This window comes from Pseudomonas sp. JZ134 (assembly GCF_051027695.1).
In the GTDB taxonomy this organism is placed as follows: Bacteria; Pseudomonadota; Gammaproteobacteria; order Pseudomonadales; family Pseudomonadaceae; genus Chryseomonas; species Chryseomonas luteola.
This window is the reverse complement of sequence record NZ_CP069250.1, coordinates 1,116,745-1,141,933: the sequence shown is the minus strand read 5'-3', so window position 1 is coordinate 1,141,933 and position 25,189 is coordinate 1,116,745. Positions and strand designations below refer to the sequence as shown.

The following is a 25,189-nucleotide window of genomic DNA, read 5'->3' as shown; positions in this document are numbered from 1 at the left end:
TGGGTCGATCATAACAGAACGACCCATTAATTCCCACCAATCACACAGATTGCATCGATTAATCTATTCAATCAGCCTGACGACGCAGAAACGCCGGAATATCAAGATAATCCAGATCATCGTTTGGATTCATCTTGGCTGCAGCAGCAGAGCTTGTATGGTTCTGACTACGCATGACGGTCGGGCGATCCAGATCACGATAGTTGACGGCAGCATGCTCCTGACGCGGCGCAACGTTAGCCTGCTGAGTAGAGTTATCGACCACCTTGACCGGCTTTTCAAGACGGGCACCCAGACCGGTAGCAACCACAGTAACGTGGAGCTCATCACGCATTTCCGGATCGATTACTGCGCCAACCTTGACGGTTGCATGCTCAGAAGCGAAGTCCTCAATGATCTCGCCCACTGCGGCGTACTCACCCAGGGATAGATCCAGACCTGCAGTGATGTTGACCAGAATACCGCGAGCCCCATGCAGGTTGACGTCTTCCAGGAGTGGATTACGGATAGCGGCCTCAGTCGCTTCACGTGCACGGTTCGGGCCGCTGGCATGACCAGTTCCCATCATGGCCATACCCATCTCACCCATAACCGTCTTGACGTCAGCAAAGTCAACGTTCATCAAGCCAGGACGCTGCATGATGTCCGAGATACCACGAACTGCGCCAGCCAATACATCGTCAGCCTTGGCGAAAGCGGCCAGCAGACTGGCATCCTTGCCGAGAATGGTCAGCAGTTTCTCATTGGGGATGGTAATGAGAGAGTCGACGCATTCGGAAAGGGAGCGAATACCCTCATCAGCCACCTGCATGCGCTTGCGACCTTCAAAGGGGAACGGGCGAGTTACCACGGCGACGGTGAGGATACCCATCTCCTTGGCAACTTCAGCAATAATCGGGGCGGCACCCGTACCTGTACCACCACCCATACCAGTAGTGATGAAAACCATATCGGCGCCTTCCAGAACTTCCGCGATACGCTCGCGATCTTCCATGGCTGCCTGACGGCCAATCTCAGGGTTCGTACCTGCGCCCAAGCCCTTCGTTACCCCTGGGCCAAGTTGCAGCACTGTACGAGAGCTCACATTTTTTAGCGCCTGGGCATCCGTGTTGGCACAGATGAATTCGACGCCTTCCACGCCGCTCTTCACCATGTGGTTAACGGCGTTACCGCCACCACCGCCTACACCGATGACCTTAATGACTGCGCTCTGTGGAATATTGTCTACGAGCTCAAACATAATCCCCTCTCTTCCTCTCGGTTTTCGCCTACTGCTGCCGCGATTGAATTAGATTACAAATTGCCCTGGACCCAGCGCTTTATACGCTCCAGGACTGAATTCTTGGGTTCGTCACTGCTGTATCCGCCGGTGACAACCGGCACATTGTCGGATTGCTTCTGCAACCCATAGAGCAACAGGCCTACACCTGTTGAATAAATTGGGTTACGTACAACATCGGTCAGCCCCTTGACCGTCTGCGGTACGCCAAGACGCACCGGCATATGGAAAATCTCCTCGGCAAGTTCAACTGCCCCTTCCATCTTTGCAGTACCGCCGGTTAATACGATCCCTGCCGGAATCAAGTCTTCATATCCGCTGCGGCGCAACTCTGCCTGAACAAGCGTGAAGAGCTCATCGTAACGCGGCTCTACTACCTCAGCCAATGCCTGACGCGAAAGTTCGCGAGGCGGCCTTTCTCCCACACTGGGCACCTTGATGGTCTCCCCAGCCCCCGCCAGTTTTGCCAGAGCACAAGCATACCGAATCTTGATCTCTTCCGCATATTGTGTAGGCGTTCGCAAAGCCATGGCGATGTCATTTGTGACCTGATCGCCTGCAATGGGAATGACTGCTGTATGACGAATGGCTCCCTCTGTAAAAATGGCTATATCAGTGGTTCCCCCACCGATGTCTACTAGGCATACGCCTAGCTCCTTCTCATCATCCGTCAGGACGGAATATGCAGAAGCCAGTTGCTCAAGAATGATGTCGTCGACCTCCAATCCGCAACGACGAACACATTTCTCGATATTTTGAGCAGCATTTACGGCACAGGTCACTACGTGGACTTTAGCCTCCAGACGAACACCGGACATACCAAGCGGCTCACGTACACCTTCCTGGTTATCGATGACATAGTCTTGAGCCAAAGTGTGCAAGACCCGTTGATCAGCTGGTATCGCCACAGCTTGAGCTGCGTCAAGAACACGATCGATATCAGCAGGGCTGACCTCCCGATCACGAATAGCCACGATACCGTGGGAATTCAAGCTACGGATATGGTTGCCTGCAATGCCTACAAATGCCGAATGAATACGGCAGCCCGCCATGAGCTGGGCCTCTTCTACTGCGCGCTGAATCGACTGGACCGTGGATTCGATATTGACCACTACGCCTTTTTTCAAACCGCGGGAAGGATGCGTGCCGATGCCCACAATCTCGACCTGACCATCGGAAGACACCTCACCCACCAAGGCCACAACCTTTGAGGTTCCGATGTCCAGTCCGACGATCATCTTGCCGCTCTGCACGTTCGCCATGTTTATTGAATTCTCCTCAATTCTTTATTCGGCACGGGCTGACGCTACAGTTGTGGGAGCTACCGGCTCACGCCACGCCACCGCCAGCCCGTTTGGATAACGCAAGTCGATGCGAGCAATATTGGCCATCTGATCCTTGAGTACTTGGTCATACATCTTGACGAAGCGCCGCATCTTGTCCACGAGGTCATCACGACCAAAAATCAATTCAACGCCCTGACCCGTAGTCAGGAACCAACTCCCCCGATCATGCATTTCTAGCCGCGTAACCGTGAATCCAAGTGGACGCAGCATCTGACTGAACAATTGATACTGCTGCATCACCTGCTGCTGCGCACGTTGCGGCCCATAGAGGCGTGGCAGGTTGTCGTAATGTGCCAAATCCTTGGGTGCAAAGGCCTCGCCCTGATTATTCAGCAGGGCTTCGTCCCCCCAGCGCGCAACAGGGAGCTGCTCCTCAAGATGGATGGCGACTTCATCCGGCCAAACACGGCGAACCTCTGCATGGGCAATCCAGGGCATCTGCTCAAGTGCCTGACGCATATTGGCCAGATCGATTGAAAAGAATGTCCCGTCAGCATAGGGCGCGATACGTTGCTGCACAGCCTCTCGGCTGATGTAGCTCAGGTCACCTTCGACATTCACCTTCGTGATTGGACGATCCGCATAAGGCAGCAGCTGTTGAGACAGCTCATATGTGCCGAAGCCAAGCCCTACCAGCAGAAGTGGCCAGGCCACACGCTTGAAGAGATTGAAGCTGGGCTTTGGCAGCCGAGCCGAGACAGGCTCCTTTTCCACCAGGCGGCTTGCACCACGCGGTGGTACCTTGCCACGAAGTGGCGTGCGACCCAATCCAGGTTGTGTATGACGAAGTGTCGTGACCATGTTAGCCCCTCGACTCCATTGTGCCTGCCAGAACCGTCAGGACAAGTTGTTGATAATCAAGGCCTGTGGCCTTGGCTGCCATGGGAACAAGGCTATGGTCCGTCATGCCAGGGACAGTATTGACTTCCAGCAGCCAGAACCGACCTTCTTTATCCTGCATGACATCAACGCGCGCCCAGCCAGCAGTCCCCACGACCTCACAGGCATGACGAGCCAATACCTTGAGCTCCAACTCACGCTCCTCATCAAGGCCACACGGAACCTGATAGCGAGTGTCGGATGCCAGGTATTTGGCGTCATAGTCATAGAAGTCGTGGGTAGTACCCAGACGAATAGGCGGCAGTACCTGATCGCCCAACAGGGCGACAGTAAACTCAGGACCGCTAATCCATTGTTCGACAAGAACTTGCGAATCGTACGTCGAGGCGGACTGCCAAGCAGTGATCAGCTCATTAACACTGTTCACCTTGGCCATACCAATGCTGGAACCTTCATGGGCGGGTTTGACGATAAGTGGAAACCCGAGTTCCTCAGCAGCCTTCCGACAATCAGACTCACAGCACAAAACGGCGTATTTAGGCGTGGGCAGGCCCTGACTCAACCAGAGGTGTTTTGTTTTCAGCTTATCCATGGCCAATGCGGAAGCCAGCACCCCACTTCCCGTATAGGGTATACCCAGGCACTCCAACAGCCCTTGCATGCTACCGTCTTCCCCACCCCGTCCATGCAGGACGATAAAGGCACGGTCTACCTGTTCAGTGTTCAAACGCTGCAGCAGGTCCTGACCAACATCGATACCGAACGCATCAACGCCCGCAGCCTGCAGCGCAGCCAGCACCATTTTCCCTGAATTAAGGGAAACTTCGCGCTCGGCACTCTTGCCACCATACAACACGGCAACACGACCGTAATCGGCTGGCTGGATCGACATTGGATCAAGGATGGCGCTCATAGCGACTTCCTCAGAAAGTCAGAATTGAACAAGGGGCTTTTTATCAATTGCGGAGCCAGAGTGCCGATATCACCAGCACCTTGGCAGAGGAGAATATCCCCAGCCTTCAGGAGAGGCTTGATAAGAGGAGCAAGCTCGGTACCACGCTCGATGTAGATTGGGTCTAGCTGACCACGTTGACGGATACTATGACAGAGACGGCGGCTGTCGGCACCTGGAATCGGCTCTTCACCTGCCGGATAGACTTCCATCAACAACAATACATTGGCATCAGCCAGGACCTGCACGAAATCATCGTACAAATCACGTGTACGGCTATAGCGATGGGGCTGATAAACCATGACCAGGCGGCGCTCAGGCCAACCACCACGAACGGCCTTTATTACCGCAGCCACTTCACGGGGATGATGACCATAATCATCTACCAGCATCACACTGCCATTTTCGACAGGCAGTTCACCGTATACTTGAAAGCGACGACCTACTCCCTGGAATTCAGACAGGCCCGCCACGATGGCGTCATCGCTAAGCCCTTCATCTGTTGCAATGGCGATAGTCGCCAGGGCGTTGAGTACATTGTGTACTCCTGGCATGTTCACAGACACCGCCAAGGGTTCACGACCATTGCGAAGTACGGTGAAATAGGTACGCATGCCTTTTTGACGGATATCGACTGCGCGTACGTCTGCATCCTCGCTGGTGCCGTAAGTCACCGTGGGACGCGCAACCTGAGGAATAATCTCACGCACGACCGGATCGTCAACGCACAATACAGCCAGTCCATAGAAGGGCAGATTATGCAGAAAATCGATAAAGGTTTTCTTCAGCCGACTGAAGTCCCCTTCATACGTATCCATGTGATCGGCGTCGATATTGGTTACTACCGCCACCATAGGCTGAAGATGCAGAAAGCTCGCATCACTTTCATCAGCCTCGGCAACGAGATAACGACTGGTTCCAAGTTGAGCATTAGTCCCCGCTGCATTCAGGCGACCACCGATGACAAAGGTAGGATCGAGGCCTTCGGCCGCCAGCACGGAAGCAATCAGACTTGTAGTTGTGGTTTTCCCATGAGTACCTGCTACTGCAATTCCATGCCGGTACCGCATCAGCTCAGCCAGCATTTCAGCGCGAGGAACCACAGGAATACGGTTTTCCAGGGCGGCTGCCACTTCAGGGTTGGACTTGTTGATAGCGCTGGAAACGACTAGTACGTCCACGCGCTCAAGGTTTTCGGCGCTATGACCTATATAAATCTTGGCACCAAATTGCTGCAAGCGCTCGGTAACAGGAGAAGCCCGGAGGTCGGAGCCGGATACTTCGTACCCCAGATTGAGCAGAACCTCGGCAATTCCACACATGCCTACGCCGCCGATTCCTACAAAATGAATTCGCCGAATGCTACGCATACGACGCACTTCTGCCTGGATTGCGCTCTGGGATTTAACCATTGGCCACCTCCAGGCAGGCATCTACCACGGCTCGGGTTGCATCAGGCTTAGCCAGGGCATGGCTACGAGTGGCCATGGCAGTCAATCGTTCGGGTTGCATCAAAACCTCAGTTAGCTGTGCGGCAATCGCCGTCGCATCAGTCATTTTCTGCGGGAACAAAAGGGCTGCGCCCTCGTTCACCAAAAATTCAGCATTGCGTGTCTGGTGATCATCAATGGCATGAGGCAGTGGGATCAGAAATGCCGGCAAGCCTGCGGCCGTAAGCTCACTTACCGTCAGTGCACCTGCGCGGCAGATCACAAGGTCAGCCCAGGCATAAGCCTGAGCCATATCCGAGATGAATGGCATCACCTCTGCATCAAGATTCGAGGAGCTATAGCGCTGCAGTGTTACTTCAGCATGTTGCCGCCCTGCCTGGTGTTTCACGTTAGGACGCAGGCCGGCGGATACCTGAGCAAGCGCTTCAGGCACAAGTTTATTGATAGGCTCTGCACCAAGGCTGCCACCCAAAATCAGCAGATTGGCCCTACGCCCTTCAAAAGAAGGCCGCACGGTTTGCAGGAAAAGCTCCTTGCGAACAGGGTTACCTGTACTTAACCGCTTGGGAGACGCGGCGAACGTGGCAGGAAAACCCTCGCATACTTTTTTTGCGATAGGCGCAAGCAGGCGGTTTGCAGTACCGGCAACTGCATTCTGCTCGTGAATAATCAGGGGGACGCCAGACAAACGAGCCGCCATACCGCCAGGCCCCGTGACGAAGCCACCCATACCCAACACACAGACAGGCTTTAGAGTACGCATGATGCCGAGCGCCTGCATTAGGGCTCCGCTGAGCTGAAAGGGAGCTTTCAGCAGTGACTGCATGCCCTTACCACGCAGTCCGGTAACGGTAATGCGGTGCAAGGGAAGACCTGCTTGCGGGACGACATCATTTTCGATACCACGAGGCGTACCCAGCCAATGAACGGTATATCCCCGACTTTCAAACTCCCTGGCGCAGGCCAGCGCGGGAAAAACGTGTCCCCCAGTACCGCCTGCCATGATGAGGACATTACCGGACATCAGCAAAATCCTCTTCCGAAAACTCAACTTCCTCGTCGTTCATGAGTGTCCGTCTTTCCCACTCGATCCTAAGCAACAATGCCATGCTGATGCAGCAGATGATCAGCGAACTTCCGCCATAGCTTAAAAATGGCAGTGTCAGTCCCTTGGTAGGCAATAGCCCGACATTTACGCCGATATTGATCAGGAACTGGCCAATCCAGAGCATGGAAAGTCCATACGCCATATAGGCTGCAAAATACTGTTTGGCCTGCTCTGCCCAATAGCCAATGTAAAGGCCGCGTACGCATACAAAGAGAAACAACCCGACGGTGGCCAAGGCTCCGACAAGCCCCAACTCTTCTGCCAGAACGGCAAATACAAAGTCAGTGTGAGCTTCTGGCAGGTAGAACTGCTTCTGGATGCTGTTACCCAAGCCAAGCCCGAACCAGCCTCCTCGGCCAAAAGCGATTAATGCCTGAGTGAGCTGGTAGCCCGAGCCGAATTGGTCAGCCCAGGGATCGGTGAAGGTGATGAGACGCTGCATACGGTATTCCTGGGTTTGAACCAGGATAAACACCGCCAGAACAGCCAGGGCCACCATCAGAATGAAACGGAACAACCCTACGCCACCCAGAAACAGCATGACAGCGGCAGCCCCCATCATAACGACCGTCGCACCGAAGTCCGGCTCACGCAGCAGGAGCATGGCCAGCGGAAGCAGCACAATGAAAGGCTTGAAAAAACCGGCCCAACTACGTCGCACTTCCTGCTCTCGCCGCACCAGATAGCCGGCCAGGTAAATAACAACAAATACCTTGGCTATTTCGGAAGGCTGAACGTTAAACAAACCGAAGCCGATCCAGCGCAGCGATCCATTTACTTCACGGCCAATTCCGGGAATCAACACCATAATCAGCAAGGCAAATGCGGCAATTAGCAGAGTTCCACCAAAACGCTGCCAGGTAGCCATTGGGATCATGAGCGTGGCTCCGCAACCCACGACACCTATCGCCAGATAGATCAGATGACGAATCATGTAGTACAGCGGATTTCCAGCCTGAGCGGCTGCTACTTCCGACGATGCGGAAGTGATCATGACCAAGCCCAAACCAAGCAAGGCCAGACAGCCAGCCAGCAAAGGAAAGTCAAGATCAACACCGTTCCGGCTGATGAGCGGCGAAGGATAAGGGCGCAGCAAGGAAAACATCAATTAAGCGCCTCCACGGCCTGAGCAAACAACCGCCCACGCTCTTCAAAATTACGGAACATGTCCAGGCTTGCGCACGCTGGAGATAAGAGAACAGCATCACCAGGCTCGGCTAACGCTGCGGCTCTCTCGACGGCTTGCTCTAGTGTGGAGACATGAACGATCGTGATATCGGTATTCAAGGATTCAGCCAAGCGTTCAGCGTCCCGTCCAAGCAGAACGACTGCGCGGCAGAAAGCACTTATCGGTTTGCGGAGCGGTTCGAAATCGGCTCCTTTGCCATCGCCGCCAGCCAAAAGCACCAGCCTGCCTGCGATGTCGCTTCCCAATCCTTCGATAGCAGCCAACGCAGCACCTACGTTGGTAGCTTTTGAATCGTTGTAATAGTGCACACCAGCCTTCTCACCTACCCACTGGCAACGGTGAGCTAAACCTGAAAACTCGCGAAGTGCTTCCAGCATCGGCTCGAAAGGCAATCCGGCAGCATGTCCCAAGGCTAACGCAGCCAAGGCATTGGCCTGATTATGGGCGCCACGAATCTTTAGGTCCTTTACAGGCATGAGCGGATCGAACTGAAAAGCCAGCCACTTCTCACCGTCGTGCTCACGCAGGCCGAAGCCGTTGAAATCCGGCTGACCACAACCAAATGTCCAACATGGGACTTGCTCGGACACCAACGGGCGAGACAAGGGATCATCCCGATTGACGACCACTTGACGTGCGCCTCTGAAGATCCGGTGCTTGGCCAGATGGTAAGCAGCCATACCACTGTAGCGATCCATGTGATCTTCACTGACGTTCAATACCGTGGCCACCTCAGCATTCAACCGCTCACAGGTTTCCAATTGAAAACTGGACAGCTCAAGCACATAAAGGTCGACATTGTCGTCCAATAGATCCAGCGCTGGCGTTCCAAGGTTTCCGCCTACGCCGACGTGCTTGCCCGCCTTGCAGGCCATTTCACCAACAAGGGTCGTTACGGTACTTTTAGCGTTGGACCCAGTAATCGCAACGATAGGCGCCTTGGCCAGACGGGCAAACAATTCAATGTCACCGGAAAGCCTGACGCCCTGCTCCGCCGCCTTCTGAATTGCAGGCGTCTGCAATGACAAGCCGGGGCTGACATAAAGCTCACTGGCGCGGCTCAAGAAATCGACATCCAATTCACCACAGCGCACTTCTACCTGTGGATAGTGGGTGCGCAGTGTTTCCAGCTCAGGCGGGTTTTCCCGCGTGTCCACCACAGCGAATGGAACACCTTGGCGCGCCAAATGGCGAACCAGCGACATGCCACTCTTGCCAAGGCCTACAACAATGCGAAACTGGTCGGAAGCGATCAGGCTCATGGTTGTCTTACCTCAGCTTCAACGTAGCCAGGCCGATCAGCACCAGAATTACGGTGATGATCCAGAACCGGACGATAACGCGCGGCTCAGGCCAGCCTTTGAGTTCAAAATGGTGGTGTATCGGTGCCATGCGAAAAACACGACGGCCGGTGAGTTTGAAGGAGGCAACCTGAATCATTACTGACAAGGTCTCCATCACAAACACCCCACCCATGATGAAGAGCACAATTTCCTGTCTGACGATGACCGCAATGGTGCCCAGTGCCGCACCCAGCGCCAGTGCGCCCACATCACCCATGAAAACCATGGCGGGATAGGTGTTGAACCACAGAAAGCCCAGTCCGGCTCCGATCAGCGCGCCACAAAAGACGATTAGCTCACCAGAACCTTCTACGTAGGGAATCAGCAGATAATCAGCAAACTTTACGTTACCGGATAGGTAGCAAAAAATACCCAGGGCACCACCTACCATTACGGTCGGCATAATGGCCAGACCGTCCAGGCCATCAGTCAGGTTAACGGCGTTACTGGATCCGACGATCACAAAGTAGGTCAGCACAACGAAGAAAATCCCAAGCGGGATTTCGATGTTTTTCAGCAGCGGGACAATGAATGTCGTCTCGATAGGTGTCTTGGCTGTCACATAAAGGAAGATTGCTGCTCCCAAGCCGAAGACCGATTGCCAGAAATATTTCCACCGGCTGGGTAAGCCTCGAGAATTTTTTTCGATTACCTTGCGATAGTCATCCACCCAACCAATGGCACCAAACAAGAATGTAACAGCTAGCACGGTCCATACATATCGGTTGGAAAGATCAGCCCAAAGCAGCGTGCTGATACCAATCGACGTCAGGATCAGCGCGCCCCCCATCGTAGGCGTACCCGACTTCGAAAGGTGCGACTGCGGGCCATCGTTACGTACTGCCTGACCAATCTGCCGTATCTGCAAGGTACGGATCATCCACGGGCCCAAGGCAAGCGAAAGCACGAGCGCTGTCAACACGCCAAAAATGCCGCGTAGGGTCAGGTACTGAAAGACCGCGAAGCCCTTGTAAAACTGTTGCAGGAACTCCGCCAACAGCAGCAACATCAGTGTTTCTCCTCAACATCTTTATTGCACAGCGCGAAAACGACGTTATCCATCGCCGCACTACGCGAACCTTTGATCAAAAATGTGGATTCAGGAGCCGCCTCGAGAAGCAATGCCTCGATTAACGCAGCCCGATCATCGAAATGCCGTGCATCGGCCCCAAATGCCTCAGCGGCATGCTTCATGAGAGGACCTACGGCGTAGAAAGCGGATACCTTACCTTTCGCATACTCGCCGACTTCGCGGTGAGCAGATTCGGCCCATTCGCCCAATTCACCCATATCGCCCAAGACAAGAACGGTACGGCCAGAAAACCCTGTCAGTACATCGACAGCAGCTTTCATGGAGCCGGGGTTGGCGTTATAGCTGTCATCGATAACACGTGAATCGTTGATACCCAGCTTGCTTACCGTCCGCCCCTTGACCGGCTGCAACGCCTCAAGCCCCTGGACAATATGCGCAAGCTCCACTCCCAGGACATGGGCAGCCGCGGCCGCGGCCAGTGCATTGACAACATTGTGCTCGCCCAGCAGATTTAGCTGAATGTCAGCAGAACCCGCCGGGCTGAGCAGCGTGAAGGAAGGGCAGCCACGAGCATCACGAACAATATTCGCAGCCCGGAACATAGCCGTGTCATTCAGGCCAAAGCTGATAACGTTGCGCCCCTTGGCACGCTTTCTCCATATTTCGAAGGCCTGATCGTCTCGATTCAATATGGCAGTGCCGTTTGCTGCCAACCCCTCCAGGATTTCACCCTTGGCTTCGATAATCTTTTCGACGCCACCAAACTCTCCTACATGGGCTCGTCCTGCATTGGTAATGATCGAGACGTGGGGATGGGTCAGTCCTACGGTATAGGCGATCTCGCCTAGGCGTGAGGCTCCCAGCTCGATAACGGCATACTGATGGCTCTGCTCCAGCCTCAATAGCGTCAGCGGAGCACCCAGGTCGTTGTTCAGATTGCCTTGAGTTGCCAGTGTCGAGCCCAGCGTATTCAAAATGGCAGCCAGCATTTCCTTGACTGTGGTCTTGCCGCTTGACCCCGTCACGGCAACCACAGGGCCAGAAAACGAGAGCCGGTTAAGCTCACCCAACTGCCCCAGGGCGACACGGGTGTCTTTGACGATCAGCTGAGGAATGTTCAGGTCAGGCTGCGCTTTTTCTACCAATGCAGCGACAGCGCCTTTCGCCGCTACGCTGGATAGATACGCGTGACCATCGAACCGAGGCCCTGTAAGTGCAACAAAGAGCTGTCCAGCCTCAAGTGTACGACTGTCCGTAGAGACCGCTGTAAAACTTACATTTCCACCTTTCAGGGAAGCTGAAAGCGGCTCGGTCAAATCCTGGAGAAACATTGGTTTAAGCATGGCTTTCATCCCTTGCAACCAGCTCGCGAGCGGCCTGCTCCAGATCAGAGAAAGGCATCCTGACCCCGTTGACCTCCTGATAGTCCTCATGCCCTTTTCCAGCAATGAGCACTACGTCGTCACGGGAAGCCTCTCCAATGGCATACGCAATGGCTTCGTCGCGAGCGGGTATAAATGTGGCACGCGCCGGTTCATTAAAGCCGGCACGAATATCGTCGATAATTCGAGCGCTGGACTCGGTACGAGGATTGTCATCGGTAACGATAACGGCATCGGCCAGCCGCTCAGCAATGCGAGCCATCAGCGGGCGCTTGCCACTGTCTCGATCGCCGCCACAGCCAAACACGCAAATCAATCGCCCCTTGGCATGAGGGCGTAAGGCAACCAGAACCTGCTCAAGCGCGTCAGGAGTATGGGCATAATCGACAACGACCAGGGGTTGCGTACCGCCTCCCAGACGCTGCATTCGCCCGACGGGTCCCTGAAGCTCAGGCATTACACGCTGGATATGGCTGAGAGTGAACCCCATACCCAGCAGAGCCCCTATCGCTGCGAGCAAGTTGCTGAGATTGAAGCGACCAATCAATGAGCTGACCAGCCGGGCCTCTCCCTCTGGCGTTACAAAACTCGCCTCGATACCCGCATCGCTAAAAGCGATGTGTTTGCAATACAGCGTAGCGGCGGGATTTTTCAGGCTGAACGTAATAAGCCGAGAGGCATGCTCGATTTCAGCCAGACGACAGCCCTGCTCATCATCCAAATTGATTACACGTGCCCGTAAAGACGGCCACTGGAAAAGCTTGGCCTTTGCGGCGGCGTAAGCCTCCATCGTGCCATGATAATCAAGATGATCTCGAGACAGGTTGGTGAACACGGCCACATCAAACTGCACAGCCGCCACACGGCCCTGCTCCAGACCATGAGAAGAAACCTCCATTGCAACAGCTTGAGCACCCTGCTCCTTGAGTGCAGCCAACGCTGCCTGAACCGCAAAGGGATCCGGCGTGGTATGCCGACCGGCCTCAAGTGCTCCCCAAAACCCTGTCCCCAACGTGCCTACGATGCCGCAGCGCTGCCCTAGGCGATCACAAGCTTGGGCGATTAGCTGCGTCACGCTGGTCTTACCATTGGTACCGGTAACGCCTATCAGCGTAAGAGCAGCGCTGGGCTCGCCATAAAAACGCCCTGCAATGGCTGAAAGCTCGGCGCCAAGCTCTTTGACTGGCACAAGAGGTACCGAAGCGGGAGGCAAATCGGGGGCTTGATCTGCCTCATAGACGATTGCCGAGGCACCATTGGCAATCGCTTCGGCAATATGTAAACGCCCATCACGCACTCCGCCAGGTACTGCAAAAAAAACGGATCCTGGCTGGATACGTCGACTGTCCAGGCAAAGTGCTTTTACAGAAACATCACTACTGGCCTGCGGTATCAACCGGGTGAGAGACATCATCAGCCACGCCCTCCACTGGATACTTCAGTAGCGCTGGCTTGCTCCTGCTCTGGCAACGGAGCGACATTGTCGGGGGAAACATTCATGAGTCGCAAAGCACCCGCCATGACTCGGCTGAAAACAGGCGCAGAGACCACGCCGCCGTAATATCCGCCCTTGCTGGGCTCATCAATGACGACCACCATGGCAATACGCGGATTGCTGGTCGGCCCGAAGCCGGCAAAAAGGGAACGGTAGGAATTCTGTGTATATCCTTTGGCACCCACTGCGGCCTTACGGGCGGTACCACTCTTGCCAGCCACGTGATATCCCGGCACCTGAGCACGGAACACGCCGGTAGGCGCTTCAACTACCTGCTGCAGCATTCCCTGAAGGGTTTTAGCTACCTGTTGAGGGACCACCTGGGAGCCTTGAGGGGAACGTTCGACGCGTGTCAGGGACAGCGGGATAAAATTTCCATCATTGGCTAACGTGGCGTAGGCATGCGCCAGCTGGATAGCGGTGATGGAAAGACCATAGCCATATGACAATGTGGCTGTTTCTGCCGGATGCCACTTACGGTAGTTGGGTAGATTACCTACACGCTCACCGGGAAAGCCCAGACCAGTGTCCTGCCCAAGGCCGAACTGGCGCATGGTGTTGTAAATGGTTTCGCCGCCGATATCGAAAGCAATCTTGCTCATGCCCACGTTACTGGACTTGATCAGGATACCTGTCAGGTCCAGGGGGCCCTGGCTGCGAGCCACGTCCTTGATCGTGTAACGGCCGATCTGCAGATAACCAGGATAAACATTCACTGTGTCCGATGGCTTCCAGCGTCCACTTTCAAGAGCAGCGCTCATCGAAAGCGGCTTCATGGTGGATCCTGGCTCGAACACATCGATCATGGCCCGGTTGCGCATGCTGGCCGGGTTCAGATTGCGACGGTTGTTCGGATTGTAGGTAGGCTGGTTAACCATGGCGAGGATCTCGCCAGTCTTGACGTCAACCATCGTCAGGCTACCGGACACTGCGCCAAACTGCGCCAGTGCGTTGCGCAATTCGCGATTTGCAAGATACTGAAGGCGCAGGTCAATGGACAAGGCAATCGAATTGCCCGGCTTGGCGTTTTTTGCAACCTGAACGTCCTTGATGACCCGACCTCGCCGGTCTTTCAGAACCTGCCGTTTGCCTGGGACACCAGCCAGCCAGTCATTGAACGCCAGCTCAACGCCTTCACGGCCGCGATCATCAATGTCAGTAAACCCCACGACATGTGCAGCCACTTCACCCGCCGGATAAAAACGGCGAAATTCCTCGATGTCATAAACACCAGGAATCTTGTGCTGCTTGACCGTAGCCATGACGGCTTCGCCCTGCTCCGGTGTTATTCCCCGAACCAGGTAAAGGAACTCTCGATTGGAATTCTGCTCCAGCCGCTTTGCCAAATCACCGTAAGGCTGGTCTACAGACTCCGCCAGAATCGACCATTTATCTTTGGCACCAGCCAGCTCCTTGGGGTTTATCCAGAGTGTGCTGACAGGCGTACTGACAGCCAGCGGCTCACCATTACGATCCGTGATCAGGCCACGGTGGGCAGCAATGGGAATGGTTCTGACGCTTCGGGCATCTCCCTGCCCCTTGAGGAAGGCACGATCAATGACGTGCAGGTCAACGACACGCCAGCCAATAGCGGCGACCATACCTGCCAAGCCAATGACAACCAGGCGAAATCGCCATGGATGTTGAATGCCCCCCAGCTTCATCATGGCGCCACCATCTTGATCTCTTCAGGATCAGGAATGCGCATCTTGAGTTGATCGCTGGCTAATGCCTCGATGCGGCTGTGAGCCGTCCAGGTGCTTTGCTCAAGCAACAGACGCCCCCATTCCGCCTGGGCCTTGTCTCGAACGCTCAACTCGGAATACAGGGTATTAAGCAACTGCCGGTTCCAGTGGGCGCTGTAAGCGACAGCAACAGCGGACAGCAGGACGGCTATGAATAGAACCAACATGGTCGTACTGCCCTTGGGCAGACGCTTTACAAAGAGACTACTCATCGCAGCTTCTCCGCAATACGCATGACTGCACTTCGGGACCGAGGGTTGACGGACAGTTCAGCCTCGGAGGCATACACAGGCTTGCCTACCAGCAAGGCGCGGGGCTCAAAAGCCTGCGTACGAATAGGAAGATTTCGTGGAAGTTTATCGGCCTCACCCTTAGCCAGGCGACGCATGAAGAGCTTGACGATTCTGTCTTCCAGAGAGTGAAAACTGATCACCACGAGCCGGCCGCCTATGGCCAGGCTTTCAAAGGCCGCTTCCAGACCTCTTTCCAGATCGCCCAACTCGTTATTGATGAAAATCCGGATACCCTGAAACGCTCGCGTGGCAGGATGCTTGCCTTTTTCCCAAGCAGGATTCGCGTCAGTCAATACCTGGGCCAGATCAGCCGTACGCGTAAAGGGTGTGACGTCCCTGCGCTGTACCACAGCCCTGGCCATCCGCTTGGCGAATCGCTCTTCACCGTACTCTTTGAATACGCGACTGATTTCATCTTCCGGTGCGGTTGCAATCCACTCGGCGGCGCTTATACCGCGAGAGGGATCCATACGCATATCCAGAGGACCATCATGCATGAAGCTGAACCCGCGCTCGGGATCATCCAGTTGAGGAGAGGACACGCCCAAATCGAGAAGCACGCCATCCGTACGTCCCATCCAGGCGCGCTGCAACAGTTCTTCGCCTATGTCGGCAAAGCTTCGCTGCACAATGACAAAGCGGCCATCTTCGGCCGCCAGTGCTTGTCCCGACTGGATCGCTTGGGGATCCTTGTCGAAACCAAGCAGGCTTCCGCTTTTAAGTCGTGCAAGAATTGCACGGCTATGCCCTCCGCGGCCAAATGTGCCATCGACATAGAGGCCTTCGGGACGCACAGCCAGGGCTTCGACGGCTTCGTCGAGCAAGACAGTGACATGGCTGAACGTAGTGGTCATATTCACAGGATTAAATCGCGCAGTTCTTCCGGCAAACCGCCGGGTTCCTTGATTGCCTTGAGGTCGCTTTCACACAGACCATTCCAGGCATCCTCATCCCACAGCTGAAACTTGTTCAGCTGCCCTACCAGTACAGCGCGCTTATCCAGACGAGCATAATCCCTCAAGCGGGGCGGCACTAAAAAGCGCCCGTTCCCATCAAGCTCAAGGTCTACCGCATTACCGATTAGCAAACGCTGCAAACGACGTGTTTCTTCTCTTAAAGACGGAAGTTCACGGAGTTTGCTTTCGATGATTTCCCATTCGGGAAGGGGATAAACGCAAAGGCAAGTATCAATGGCATCAATCGTTACGATGAGCTGGCCGGCACAGCGCTCTAGAAGCTCATCACGATACCGGCTCGGCATCGTAAGGCGCCCCTTGGCGTCAAGGCTGATGGCATTCGCTCCACGGAACAAGTTGCTTCTTCCTTTGGCTGGCTTTCCCTACCATTAAATCCCACTTTTAACCACTTCGTACCACCGGGCACACTATATTGACGCGCTCCCCCCACCGTCAAGGCGAGGCCATTGCACAAAAAGGCTTGCAGACTAAGGAGTTACAGAAATTATGGGGCTTTTAGCGAAACGGTGACGAACATACTTTTCCGACAAACGGAAATTAACTCAACTAATTGCCTCGACTAGTTAAAGTAATTTCTCAGATAGGGTTATCAGTAAGGATGTGAAGCAGGAGAAGGGAGAGTGAGTGGAGAGTCGATCTGTAAGCCGGGTTCTGTCGAGAACAGTCATTCCTCTAGGACAGCCATCACTGACTGCCTCAAGCAACCTACCCGAATCCAGCGCGGGCCACGCCTATGGATTCCTATTTGGTCTTGCTCCAGGTGGGGTTTACCTAGCCACGAACTGTTGCCAGCCGTGCGGTGCGCTCTTACCGCACCTTTTCACCCTTACCGGCGCTTGCGCGCTTAGGCGGTTATTTTCTGTGGCACTTTCCGTAGGCTCACGCCTCCCAGGCGTTACCTGGCACCTTGCCCTATGGAGCCCGGACTTTCCTCCCCTCCTGCTGCTTGCGCAGCGGGAGCAGCGACTGTCCGATCGACTCTCCGGGCGCAAGGGTACCTAGATGCCAGGCGTATAACAACCTTGATCTTTTCCTAATGCTTGTTCTGTTGCTCCAAAGCAAATTGGTACAGCATGTTCTTACGCTCTCCTGTGATTTCAGCGGCCAACGCAGCCGCGCGTTTGAGAGGCATTTCAGCGAGCAATATATTTAAAATTCGCACCGCCTCGGGCGTCAGGGAATCCTTTTCAGGCGACTCGTAACCGGAGATCAATAAAACGCACTCTCCGCGCTGTTGATTGGAATCGGATCGGATCCAGTCGACCAGCTCACCAAGCGGTGCGTCCTTGATGGTTTCAAACGTCTTGGTCAGTTCACGGGCTAATACAGCAACGCGTTCGTCTCCCATGATTGCAGCAAGATCTTCAACACTTTCCAGCAACCGATGGGGCGCCTCGTAGAAAATCAAGGTCCGCTCTTCCTGCTTCAAGGCATCCAGGCGGCTTCGTCGCGCCGTGGCCTTTGCAGGCAGAAAGCCCTCGAAAATAAACCGGTCAGATGGGAGCCCGGCCGCTGATAGTGCCGCTATGACAGCACTGGCTCCCGGAACTGGCACAACAGGGATTTGTGCAGCACGCGCCTGCCGCACCAGATGGAAACCCGGATCGGAAATCAGGGGTGTTCCTGCATCGGAGACCAGAGCAACACTTCCCCCTTCGAGCAAACGGTTGATGAACCGCCCACCCTGCTCGCGCTCATTATGATCATGGCAAGCGGCCAGAGGGGTATTGATCCCGAAATGCTGCAACAAGCGCGAAGAATGGCGCGTATCTTCAGCGGCAATCAACGACACTTCTTTCAGAATGCGAAGCGCCCGAGCACTGATGTCCTCCAGATTACCTATGGGGGTCGCGACGATATAAAGCGTGCCGGGAGTGCTCATAATGAAACTCTTGTATCAATAAAGGCCTCCATTGTACGCGTTTCGAGGCATCGCTATTCGCGCCGCTCACCAGCACTCGCTACAATCCAGCCAATTAATTGTTTTGCGCCAGGAATTACGCCATGACTGTTCGCCTGCGTACGCTAGTTAGCGTTCCACTTATTAGCCTACTTGCCGCCTGTGCAAGCTCGCCTTCCAACACATTGGGTGAGCTGCCTCGTATCCCCCAGGCCAACATACAGCAATTGCTTGAGCAGGCAGGTAGTGATACATCAGAGAAGGCCAACATGTTGCGCCTCTCCGCTGCCGAGATTGCCTACAAGCAGCAAAACTTCACGCAGGCCAAGCAGATACTGGGCAGCATTCAACTGCAGCAATTGAAGCCTATACCGCAGGTATACGCCGGCACCCTGAGAGGTGAAATTGCTTTAGCGGAAAATCAGCCAAAGGAGGCTCTGAAAGCACTCCAACAGCCTGGCTTCGAACACCTGAGCGAGCTGCCTGTCGAGCAGCAGATCAGTGTATCCATGATAAAGGCACGCGCCCTGCAGGCAGACAACCAGACCCTGGCGGCAGCTAAGGAGCGCATTTTTATTGCCCCGCTTCTCAAAAGTGATCAGGCCAGCGCCAACCACGAAGCCATCTGGAGCCTGATTTCGGCTCTTCCTGCCGACCAACTCCAACCTGTGGGAGGCAACAATGAGCTTAATGGCTGGCTGGCACTGGCCGCTATCACTCATTCAAACGGCTCACTGGATGATCAGCTCGCCGCCATTGATGACTGGCGCAAGCAGAATCCAAATCATCCAGCCGCCTCGCATCTTCCGCAAGCGCTTGAAAAGCTGCGCAACCTGGAGCAGCAGCCGCTGACACATATCGCCTTGCTGCTACCGCAACAGGGACAACTTGCCAATGTATCCCGCGCCTTACAGGACGGCTTCATGGCTTCGCTTTACGAGAGTCAGCAAAACGGCCAGATAGCTCCTGCCGTATCCTTTTACGACAGCACACAGGTCCGCTCCATTGACGACTTTTATCGTCAGGCCAAAGCCGACGGCGCCCAGCTGGTGGTTGGTCCGTTAGAGAAAAGCCTGGTCAAGCAACTCAGCGATCATCAACAGCTACCTTTGCCTACTCTTGCGCTCAACTACAGCGACAGCCAAGGCGTAGGCCCAAAACAGCTCTATCAGTTCGGTCTGGCGGCAGAGGATGAGGCACGCGAAGCGGCCGACCGCGCAGCAGAAGAAGGCAAGCACACTGCGGTAGCGATGGTTCCGCGCGGCGATTGGGGCGACCGTGTACTGGCAGCCTTTGACCAGGAGTGGCGGGCTAAGGGCGGCATGCTGCTTGGAGCCGAGCGAATCGATCAGCCGGTAGAGCTGGCACGCCAGATTACGCGTCTGCTGCAAAACCGTCAGGGCGGGCAAAGCATCGACTTTATCTTCCTTGCAGCAACACCCCAACAGGCTCGCCAGATCAAGCCTACGTTGGCATATCAATATGCTGGAGATATTCCCGTCTATGCCACTTCACACCTGTACTCCGGCAGCAGCAACCCTGCTCAGGATCAGGACCTGAACGGAATTCAGTTCTGCGAAACACCGTGGCTGCTCAATACCAACGATCCTGTTCGCCGCAAAGTTGTCACTCAGTGGCCCCAAGCGTCCAGCAGCCTGGGTCGCCTATATGCCATGGGAGCAGATGCCTACTTGCTTTCTACTCGTCTGCCACAGCTCAAGGCGCTCCCCAATACGCAAATAAATGGCCTGTCAGGTGACCTGACACTAAGCCCGACGCAGCGCGTGGTGCGCAGACTACCTTGGGCCCAGTTCGTCAATGGGCAGGTTCAGCCTGTTTCACAATCCGGTACGCTGTGAAAACCACGACGCGAGAAAAGGGGCAGGCCGCCGAAGATCAAGCGCTTGCCTACCTGCAGAAACAAGGGCTCAAACTTATAGTCCGCAACTGGTCGCGACGTAGCGGCGAGCTTGATCTGGTCATGCTCGACAGGGATACAGTAGTATTTGTGGAAGTACGCTCCAGGCGTCATATTGCCTGGGGCGGAGCCGTTGAAAGCATTGACGCCAGAAAGCGTCAACGTCTGATTGCAACCGCACAGCTTTTTCTTCAAAGCGAGTCTCGTTGGGCTAAATCCCCTTGCCGCTTTGATGTTGTTGCGCTCAGCCCTGCTGCCGGCAGTACCTCTTCGCATCTCGAATGGATCAAGAACGCATTCGATTCCTGAGTAGTTTTACAAGGTCAAGCAAACCCGATGGACACGCAAGCCCGCATTACCAAACTTTTCCTGGACAGCATTGAGACCAAGCGTCAGGCCATGGATGTGCTTGTTCCTCACATCGAGCATGCCAGCCAAGTAATGGTCAATGCACTATTGAATGAAGGAAAAATCCTGTCCTGTGGAAACGGTGGCTCCGCAGGAGATGCCCAGCATTTTTCATCAGAGCTTCTCAATCGCTTTGAGCGAGAGCGTCCAAGCCTGCCCGCTCTCGCCTTGACGACCGACAGCTCGACTCTGACCTCAATTGCGAACGACTATAGCTACAACGAAGTCTTCTCAAAGCAAATTCGGGCGTTGGGCCAGCCTGGCGATGTACTGCTTGCCATTTCCACCAGCGGAAACTCAGCCAATATAATCCAGGCCATACAAGCCGCCCATGACCGCGAGATGACCGTTGTGGCGCTTACCGGGCGAGACGGGGGAGGCATGGCCTCGCTGCTTCTGCCAGAGGACATCGAGATTCGCGTCCCAGCCAAAGTCACAGCGCGCATTCAGGAAGTGCATCTGCTAGTCATCCACTGCCTGTGCGACCAGATAGATCAGCAACTGTTCGGGAGTGAAGAATGAAAAAATGCTTGGCACTTTCCTGCCTCGCCCTCACCGTCGTACTCAGCGGCTGCAGCGGCTTTCTAAGCGCAACCCGTGACGACCCCATCGCGGACAACCGCGGCACGCGGACCATCGGTAGCAAGATTGATGACTCACTGATCGAGACCAAGGCAAAAGTGAATATATCCAAGGCCAACCCTGACCTGGATAAGTCGCACATTGTCGTTGTCAGCTATAACGGAGTAGTTCTACTGGCCGGCCAGACTCCACGTCCAGAACTCAAGGCACAAGCCGAGCAGGTTGCGCGCAATGTACAACGTGTAAAGCTGGTTCATAACGAACTCCAGGTACTTGAGCCTTCCTCACTACTGGCTCGCAACAACGACACCTGGATCACCACCAAGATCAAAAGTAAGATGCTTACTGATAACAGTGTGCCTGCCTCTCGCATCAAGATAGTCACGGAAAATGGCATTGTTTACATGCTTGGCTTGGTGACGCACCAAGAAGCCAATCTGGCCACAAACGTTGCTCAGAGCGTCTCTGGTGTTCAAAGGATCGTGAAACTCTTCGAGTACATTGACTGATTCGAGCATAAAAAACCCGCCATATGGCGGGTTTTTTTGTGGTTACTTTTTTACTGTACGGAAGCAGTCTGCTCGGCCAATACCAGCTGACCACCCTGTACGGGGATCTGCTTACCGGGATCACGATCCATGCGGACCTGCCCCACCTTGCCATCCAGCAGATACTTGACGTCGTAAGCCACCACTTTTTCGCTCGCGTCTGTAACCGTGCTGCAGCGCTTTTGCGTGGTGGTATAGGTATCGGAGTTCTGCATGTGCTCCTGGGTTTTGTTACCTACGTAACCTCCACCCACAGCCCCGGCGACAGTAGCAAGCTTCTTGCCATTACCCCCACCGACCTGATTACCCAGCAGACCACCGACTACAGCGCCGATGGCAGTCCCAGCAATCTGATGCTGATCCTGTACAGGCCGGCGATGTGTAACCGCTACATCCTTACAGACTTCACGGGGCGTTTTGATCGTTTCCTTGACCGGTTGGACGGCTACGACCTCAGCGAACTTTGGACCTCGATCTGAAACACCATAGGCAACAGCACCTCCAGCCGTAACCAGAACTGCGCCCAATACCGTTCCAACGAGCATCGATTTATTCACGTCAATCTCTCCTGATTCACCAACAAGGCATCCACCTTATTCCAAGCCTTGGACATCAAGGCCTGTCATCAAGTTCCTTTGCTGCTGGTGGTATCAGGTCTTCCGAGTTCAAATTCAGCCAGATCAACACAACGTTTGCGATATAGATCGAAGAATAAGTCCCTGCGAGCACACCAATAAACAAGGCAACCGAGAAACCGAAGAGGTTATCGCCTCCAAAGACCAGCAATGCTGTAATTGCCAACAATGTGGAAATGGAGGTCGCCAAGGTTCTGAGAAGTGTCTGCGTAGTAGAGATGTTGATGTTATCGATCAGGCTTGCTTTGCGTAAAACACGGAAGTTTTCACGCACCCGGTCAAACACCACGATGGTGTCGTTCAATGAATAGCCAATGATAGCCAGTACTGCGGCCAGAACGGTCAGATCGAACGTAACCTGGAAGAACGACAGCACGCCAAGCGTAACAATAACGTCGTGCACGAGAGACAGGATCGCCCCCAACGCAAACTTCCATTGGAAACGAAAACCGACGTAAAGCAATACCCCGCCCAGCGCCAGAAGCATTCCGAGTCCACCCTGGTCCCGCAGCTCTTCCCCTACCTGGGGACCTACGAACTCGACACGCGTAACAGAAGCCGGATTGTCGTTACTGGCCTGCTGCAGCGCAGCCGCAACCTTCTGACCTAGCTGCGCATCATCGCCAGGCATACGTACCAGCACATCGGTAGTCGCACCAAAGCTCTGAACAACAGCATCCTTAAAGCCTGAACGCTCCAGTTGAGTACGAATGCTTCCCAAATCCGCTGCTTTCTCATAACGCAGCTCAATCAGGGTTCCGCCTGTGAAATCCAGGCCGAAATTGAGTCCCTTGATAGCCAGGCTACCAATGGCAATCAATGTAAGCACCAGTGTCAGGGCGAACGCAACATTGCGCACGCCCATGAAATTAATGGTTCGTTTCATCGCAGCTCCTCAAATCCACAGCTTCTTGATGTTACGGCCGCCAAAGCTCAGGTTGACCATTGCGCGAGTCACCATGATGGCTGTGAACATGGAGGTGAAAATACCGAGCGACATTGTGACAGCGAAGCCCTTGACCGGGCCGGTGCCCATTGCAAACAGGATCGCGCCGACGAGAAGCGTAGTCAGGTTGGCATCAACAATCGCACTGAACGCCCTGCTGAAACCTTCATGAATGGCTCGCTGTACATGCATGCCATTCGCCAGCTCTTCGCGGATACGCGAGAAGATCAATACGTTGGCATCAACCGCCATACCCATTGTCAGAACGATACCGGCAATACCTGGCAGCGTAAGCGTTGCATTAAGGACAGACATCAACCCGATCAAAAGAACCATGTTGAAGCCCAGCGCCACTGTCGCGATCACACCAAAGACGCGGTAGATCACGATAATAAACAGGGAGACAAAAGCCATTCCCCAGAGCGCAGCATTAAGGCCCTTGGCAATATTATCTGCACCAAGGCTTGGACCCAGCGTTCGCTCCTCAGCGAAATACATGGGCGCGGCAAGACCACCAGCACGCAACAGCAGCGCAAGTTCGGAGGCTTCACCAGAACCATTCAGCCCTGTAATACGGAAACTGTTGCCCAGCGCTGACTGGATGGTAGCCAGACTGATAATACGGCGATCTTCCTGGAAGCTTGGTACAGCGACATCCTTTTCAACACCATTAACGGTCTGACGCTCGTAGCGAGTCACCGGCTTCTGCTCAATGAACACAACGGCCATGCTGCGTCCAATGTTTCCACGCGTAGCACGACTCATCAGATCACCACCGTGACCATCCAGTTTGATGTTCACTTGCGGGCGACCATTTTCATCAAAGCTTGCAGAAGCGTCTGTAACCTGATCACCCGTGATGATTACACTGCGTTCCAGCGGAACGGATTGACGACCGGCATCACGGAACTCAAAGCTTTCTGTAGCACTGCGCGGAGTGTCTTGCGTTGCTGCCAGACGGAACTCCAGGTTCGCCGTCTTGCCGAGAATACGCTTCGCTTCTGCAGTGTCCTGTACGCCAGGCAACTCTACTACAATACGGTTGGCGCCTTGACGCTGAACAAGCGGCTCGGCCACACCCAGCTCGTTCACACGGTTACGAACAGTAGTAAGGTTCTGTTTGATGGAATATTCACGAATCTCCGTCAGCTTCGCCTGAGACAGTTCAAGGCGTAGCACCTGAAGATTGTCACGCGCTTCATTTGTCAGAACGAAGTCGTTGTAATTCTTTCGGATCAGATCGGACGCTTGCTCCAGAGCTTGCGCATCAGCAAAGCCCAGCTGAATGACATTGCCCTGCTGGGGAAGACTGCGGTAGCGGACTCTCTCGCGACGAAGCAGTGTCTTCACTTCGCTGTCGTACACCTTCATACGCGCATCGACAGCCTTATCCATGTCAACGGATAGCAGGAAATGCACACCACCCGACAGGTCAAGACCCAACTTCATTGGACTTGCGCCAAGCTTGCGCAGCCATTCGGGCGTAGTCGGGGCTAAGTTAAGCGCAACGACATAGTCATCACCCAAGGTCTTGCGCACTACGTCCTGAGCCGGCAATTGATCATCTGCCTTACTCAACCGAATGAGCCCACGCTTACCGTCACTGGCAAGATCGACAGCCTTTACGCTGATATTGGTGTCGGCCAGCGCCTTGGTAATGTTATCCAATTCCGCCTGACTCACCGTCAGCTCCGTGCTTGAGCTGCTGATTTGAATAGCAGGATCATCGGGGTAGAGATTGGGCGCGGAATAAATGAAGCCGACCACCAGCACTGCCAGGATCAGCAGGTATTTCCATAAGGGATATTTATTGAGCATG

At 54.5% G+C, this 25,189-nt stretch carries 23 protein-coding genes and 1 other RNA gene; 4 read left to right on the top strand and 20 right to left on the bottom strand.

The genetic code is table 11. The annotated features are described in order from the left end of the window. Window positions 1-67 precede the first annotated feature (67 nt). The 17 genes from ftsZ to rsmI form a co-directional block, all read right to left on the bottom strand. Window positions 68-1,240, bottom strand: coding sequence for a cell division protein FtsZ (gene ftsZ, locus JQR86_RS05195; RefSeq protein WP_010795311.1), 1,173 nt, complete (start codon window positions 1,238-1,240; stop codon window positions 68-70). Between the two features lie 53 nt (window positions 1,241-1,293). After that, window positions 1,294-2,541: a cell division protein FtsA gene (gene ftsA / locus JQR86_RS05190; RefSeq protein ID WP_010795312.1), complete on the bottom strand. Its 1,248-nt coding sequence runs from the start codon at window positions 2,539-2,541 to the stop codon at window positions 1,294-1,296. A gap of 24 nt (window positions 2,542-2,565) precedes the next feature. Further along, entirely contained in the window at window positions 2,566-3,426 is an 861-nt protein-coding gene (locus tag JQR86_RS05185; RefSeq protein ID WP_010795313.1) for a cell division protein FtsQ/DivIB, read from the bottom strand. 1 nt (window position 3,427) lies between these two features. Next, the gene (locus tag JQR86_RS05180; RefSeq protein WP_407362158.1) at window positions 3,428-4,378 is read right to left on the bottom strand and encodes a D-alanine--D-alanine ligase; all 951 of its coding nucleotides are present in this window, start codon (window positions 4,376-4,378) and stop codon (window positions 3,428-3,430) included. Further along, window positions 4,375-5,829 carry a UDP-N-acetylmuramate--L-alanine ligase gene (murC, locus tag JQR86_RS05175; protein WP_010795315.1) on the bottom strand — a complete coding sequence of 485 codons (1,455 nt, stop codon included), beginning with the start codon at window positions 5,827-5,829 and terminating at the stop codon, window positions 4,375-4,377. Before murC ends, JQR86_RS05180 begins: the two co-directional genes overlap by 4 nt. Continuing rightward, entirely contained in the window at window positions 5,822-6,892 is a 1,071-nt protein-coding gene (gene murG / locus JQR86_RS05170) for an undecaprenyldiphospho-muramoylpentapeptide beta-N-acetylglucosaminyltransferase (protein ID WP_019366774.1), read from the bottom strand. The genes murC and murG overlap by 8 nt, the downstream gene beginning before the upstream one ends. Beyond that, the gene (gene ftsW, locus JQR86_RS05165; protein ID WP_019366775.1) at window positions 6,882-8,081 is read right to left on the bottom strand and encodes a putative lipid II flippase FtsW; all 1,200 of its coding nucleotides are present in this window, start codon (window positions 8,079-8,081) and stop codon (window positions 6,882-6,884) included. Before ftsW ends, murG begins: the two co-directional genes overlap by 11 nt. After that, window positions 8,081-9,427 (bottom strand): UDP-N-acetylmuramoyl-L-alanine--D-glutamate ligase, encoded by a 1,347-nt coding sequence (murD, locus tag JQR86_RS05160; protein WP_434154439.1) that lies wholly within the window; start codon window positions 9,425-9,427, stop codon window positions 8,081-8,083. The genes ftsW and murD overlap by 1 nt, the downstream gene beginning before the upstream one ends. Window positions 9,428-9,434: 7 nt before the next feature. Further along, window positions 9,435-10,517 (bottom strand): phospho-N-acetylmuramoyl-pentapeptide-transferase, encoded by a 1,083-nt coding sequence (gene mraY, locus JQR86_RS05155; RefSeq protein WP_019366777.1) that lies wholly within the window; start codon window positions 10,515-10,517, stop codon window positions 9,435-9,437. Beyond that, window positions 10,517-11,884 carry a UDP-N-acetylmuramoyl-tripeptide--D-alanyl-D-alanine ligase gene (locus JQR86_RS05150; RefSeq protein ID WP_026004074.1) on the bottom strand — a complete coding sequence of 456 codons (1,368 nt, stop codon included), beginning with the start codon at window positions 11,882-11,884 and terminating at the stop codon, window positions 10,517-10,519. The genes mraY and JQR86_RS05150 overlap by 1 nt, the downstream gene beginning before the upstream one ends. Then, a complete protein-coding gene (locus JQR86_RS05145) occupies window positions 11,877-13,340 on the bottom strand; it encodes a UDP-N-acetylmuramoyl-L-alanyl-D-glutamate--2,6-diaminopimelate ligase (protein WP_434154846.1) in 1,464 nt (487 codons plus the stop codon). Before JQR86_RS05145 ends, JQR86_RS05150 begins: the two co-directional genes overlap by 8 nt. Next, window positions 13,337-15,085: a peptidoglycan D,D-transpeptidase FtsI family protein gene (locus JQR86_RS05140; RefSeq protein ID WP_019366780.1), complete on the bottom strand. Its 1,749-nt coding sequence runs from the start codon at window positions 15,083-15,085 to the stop codon at window positions 13,337-13,339. The genes JQR86_RS05145 and JQR86_RS05140 overlap by 4 nt, the downstream gene beginning before the upstream one ends. Then, on the bottom strand, window positions 15,082-15,375 hold the full coding sequence (gene ftsL / locus JQR86_RS05135) for a cell division protein FtsL (protein ID WP_010795323.1): 294 nt from the start codon (window positions 15,373-15,375) through the stop codon (window positions 15,082-15,084). Before ftsL ends, JQR86_RS05140 begins: the two co-directional genes overlap by 4 nt. Further along, complete coding sequence (rsmH, locus tag JQR86_RS05130; protein ID WP_010795324.1) at window positions 15,372-16,310, bottom strand: 16S rRNA (cytosine(1402)-N(4))-methyltransferase RsmH; 939 nt, start codon at window positions 16,308-16,310, stop codon at window positions 15,372-15,374. The genes ftsL and rsmH overlap by 4 nt, the downstream gene beginning before the upstream one ends. A gap of 2 nt (window positions 16,311-16,312) precedes the next feature. Continuing rightward, on the bottom strand, window positions 16,313-16,768 hold the full coding sequence (gene mraZ, locus JQR86_RS05125) for a division/cell wall cluster transcriptional repressor MraZ (RefSeq protein ID WP_010795325.1): 456 nt from the start codon (window positions 16,766-16,768) through the stop codon (window positions 16,313-16,315). 289 nt (window positions 16,769-17,057) lie between these two features. Beyond that, window positions 17,058-17,415, bottom strand: an RNA gene (gene rnpB, locus JQR86_RS05120) — RNase P RNA component class A. Window positions 17,416-17,466: 51 nt separating this feature from the next. Beyond that, window positions 17,467-18,315 (bottom strand): 16S rRNA (cytidine(1402)-2'-O)-methyltransferase, encoded by an 849-nt coding sequence (gene rsmI / locus JQR86_RS05115; protein ID WP_150346847.1) that lies wholly within the window; start codon window positions 18,313-18,315, stop codon window positions 17,467-17,469. A gap of 122 nt (window positions 18,316-18,437) precedes the next feature. Here rsmI and JQR86_RS05110 point away from each other — a divergent pair, with 122 nt between their 5' ends. The 4 genes from JQR86_RS05110 to JQR86_RS05095 are packed head-to-tail and all read left to right on the top strand — an operon-like array spanning window position 18,438 to window position 21,750. After that, window positions 18,438-20,192, top strand: a complete 1,755-nt coding sequence (locus JQR86_RS05110; protein ID WP_407362160.1) for a penicillin-binding protein activator — start codon at window positions 18,438-18,440, stop codon at window positions 20,190-20,192. Further along, window positions 20,189-20,560 (top strand): YraN family protein, encoded by a 372-nt coding sequence (locus tag JQR86_RS05105; protein ID WP_407362161.1) that lies wholly within the window; start codon window positions 20,189-20,191, stop codon window positions 20,558-20,560. Before JQR86_RS05110 ends, JQR86_RS05105 begins: the two co-directional genes overlap by 4 nt. A 27-nt stretch (window positions 20,561-20,587) precedes the next feature. Continuing rightward, a complete protein-coding gene (locus tag JQR86_RS05100; protein WP_010795329.1) occupies window positions 20,588-21,181 on the top strand; it encodes a phosphoheptose isomerase in 594 nt (197 codons plus the stop codon). Next, the gene (locus tag JQR86_RS05095; RefSeq protein WP_010795330.1) at window positions 21,178-21,750 is read left to right on the top strand and encodes a BON domain-containing protein; all 573 of its coding nucleotides are present in this window, start codon (window positions 21,178-21,180) and stop codon (window positions 21,748-21,750) included. The genes JQR86_RS05100 and JQR86_RS05095 overlap by 4 nt, the downstream gene beginning before the upstream one ends. A 50-nt stretch (window positions 21,751-21,800) precedes the next feature. Here the strand turns inward: JQR86_RS05095 and JQR86_RS05090 are convergent, their stop codons facing one another. From JQR86_RS05090 to secD, 3 genes are read right to left on the bottom strand one after another with little or no spacing between them, the layout of a single operon-like run. Then, window positions 21,801-22,346, bottom strand: a complete 546-nt coding sequence (locus tag JQR86_RS05090; protein WP_010795331.1) for a glycine zipper 2TM domain-containing protein — start codon at window positions 22,344-22,346, stop codon at window positions 21,801-21,803. 55 nt (window positions 22,347-22,401) lie between these two features. Beyond that, a complete protein-coding gene (gene secF, locus JQR86_RS05085; protein ID WP_010795332.1) occupies window positions 22,402-23,310 on the bottom strand; it encodes a protein translocase subunit SecF in 909 nt (302 codons plus the stop codon). Between the two features lie 9 nt (window positions 23,311-23,319). Then, window positions 23,320-25,188, bottom strand: a complete 1,869-nt coding sequence (gene secD, locus JQR86_RS05080) for a protein translocase subunit SecD (protein ID WP_286787456.1) — start codon at window positions 25,186-25,188, stop codon at window positions 23,320-23,322. Window position 25,189 lies beyond the last annotated feature (1 nt).

Coding starts and splice junctions, on each gene's coding strand:
- ftsZ (WP_010795311.1), bottom strand. CDS start 1,240: ATGTTTGAGCTCGTAGACAATATTCCACAGAGCGCAGTCATTAAGGTC.
- ftsA (WP_010795312.1), bottom strand. CDS start 2,541: ATGGCGAACGTGCAGAGCGGCAAGATGATCGTCGGACTGGACATCGGA.
- JQR86_RS05185 (WP_010795313.1), bottom strand. CDS start 3,426: ATGGTCACGACACTTCGTCATACACAACCTGGATTGGGTCGCACGCCA.
- JQR86_RS05180 (WP_407362158.1), bottom strand. CDS start 4,378: ATGAGCGCCATCCTTGATCCAATGTCGATCCAGCCAGCCGATTACGGT.
- murC (WP_010795315.1), bottom strand. CDS start 5,829: ATGGTTAAATCCCAGAGCGCAATCCAGGCAGAAGTGCGTCGTATGCGT.
- murG (WP_019366774.1), bottom strand. CDS start 6,892: ATGTCCGGTAATGTCCTCATCATGGCAGGCGGTACTGGGGGACACGTT.
- ftsW (WP_019366775.1), bottom strand. CDS start 8,081: ATGTTTTCCTTGCTGCGCCCTTATCCTTCGCCGCTCATCAGCCGGAAC.
- murD (WP_434154439.1), bottom strand. CDS start 9,427: ATGAGCCTGATCGCTTCCGACCAGTTTCGCATTGTTGTAGGCCTTGGC.
- mraY (WP_019366777.1), bottom strand. CDS start 10,517: ATGTTGCTGCTGTTGGCGGAGTTCCTGCAACAGTTTTACAAGGGCTTC.
- JQR86_RS05150 (WP_026004074.1), bottom strand. CDS start 11,884: ATGCTTAAACCAATGTTTCTCCAGGATTTGACCGAGCCGCTTTCAGCT.
- JQR86_RS05140 (WP_019366780.1), bottom strand. CDS start 15,085: ATGATGAAGCTGGGGGGCATTCAACATCCATGGCGATTTCGCCTGGTT.
- ftsL (WP_010795323.1), bottom strand. CDS start 15,375: ATGAGTAGTCTCTTTGTAAAGCGTCTGCCCAAGGGCAGTACGACCATG.
- rsmH (WP_010795324.1), bottom strand. CDS start 16,310: ATGACCACTACGTTCAGCCATGTCACTGTCTTGCTCGACGAAGCCGTC.
- rsmI (WP_150346847.1), bottom strand. CDS start 18,315: ATGAGCACTCCCGGCACGCTTTATATCGTCGCGACCCCCATAGGTAAT.
- JQR86_RS05110 (WP_407362160.1), top strand. CDS start 18,438: ATGACTGTTCGCCTGCGTACGCTAGTTAGCGTTCCACTTATTAGCCTA.
- JQR86_RS05100 (WP_010795329.1), top strand. CDS start 20,588: ATGGACACGCAAGCCCGCATTACCAAACTTTTCCTGGACAGCATTGAG.
- JQR86_RS05095 (WP_010795330.1), top strand. CDS start 21,178: ATGAAAAAATGCTTGGCACTTTCCTGCCTCGCCCTCACCGTCGTACTC.
- secF (WP_010795332.1), bottom strand. CDS start 23,310: ATGAAACGAACCATTAATTTCATGGGCGTGCGCAATGTTGCGTTCGCC.
- secD (WP_286787456.1), bottom strand. CDS start 25,188: ATGCTCAATAAATATCCCTTATGGAAATACCTGCTGATCCTGGCAGTG.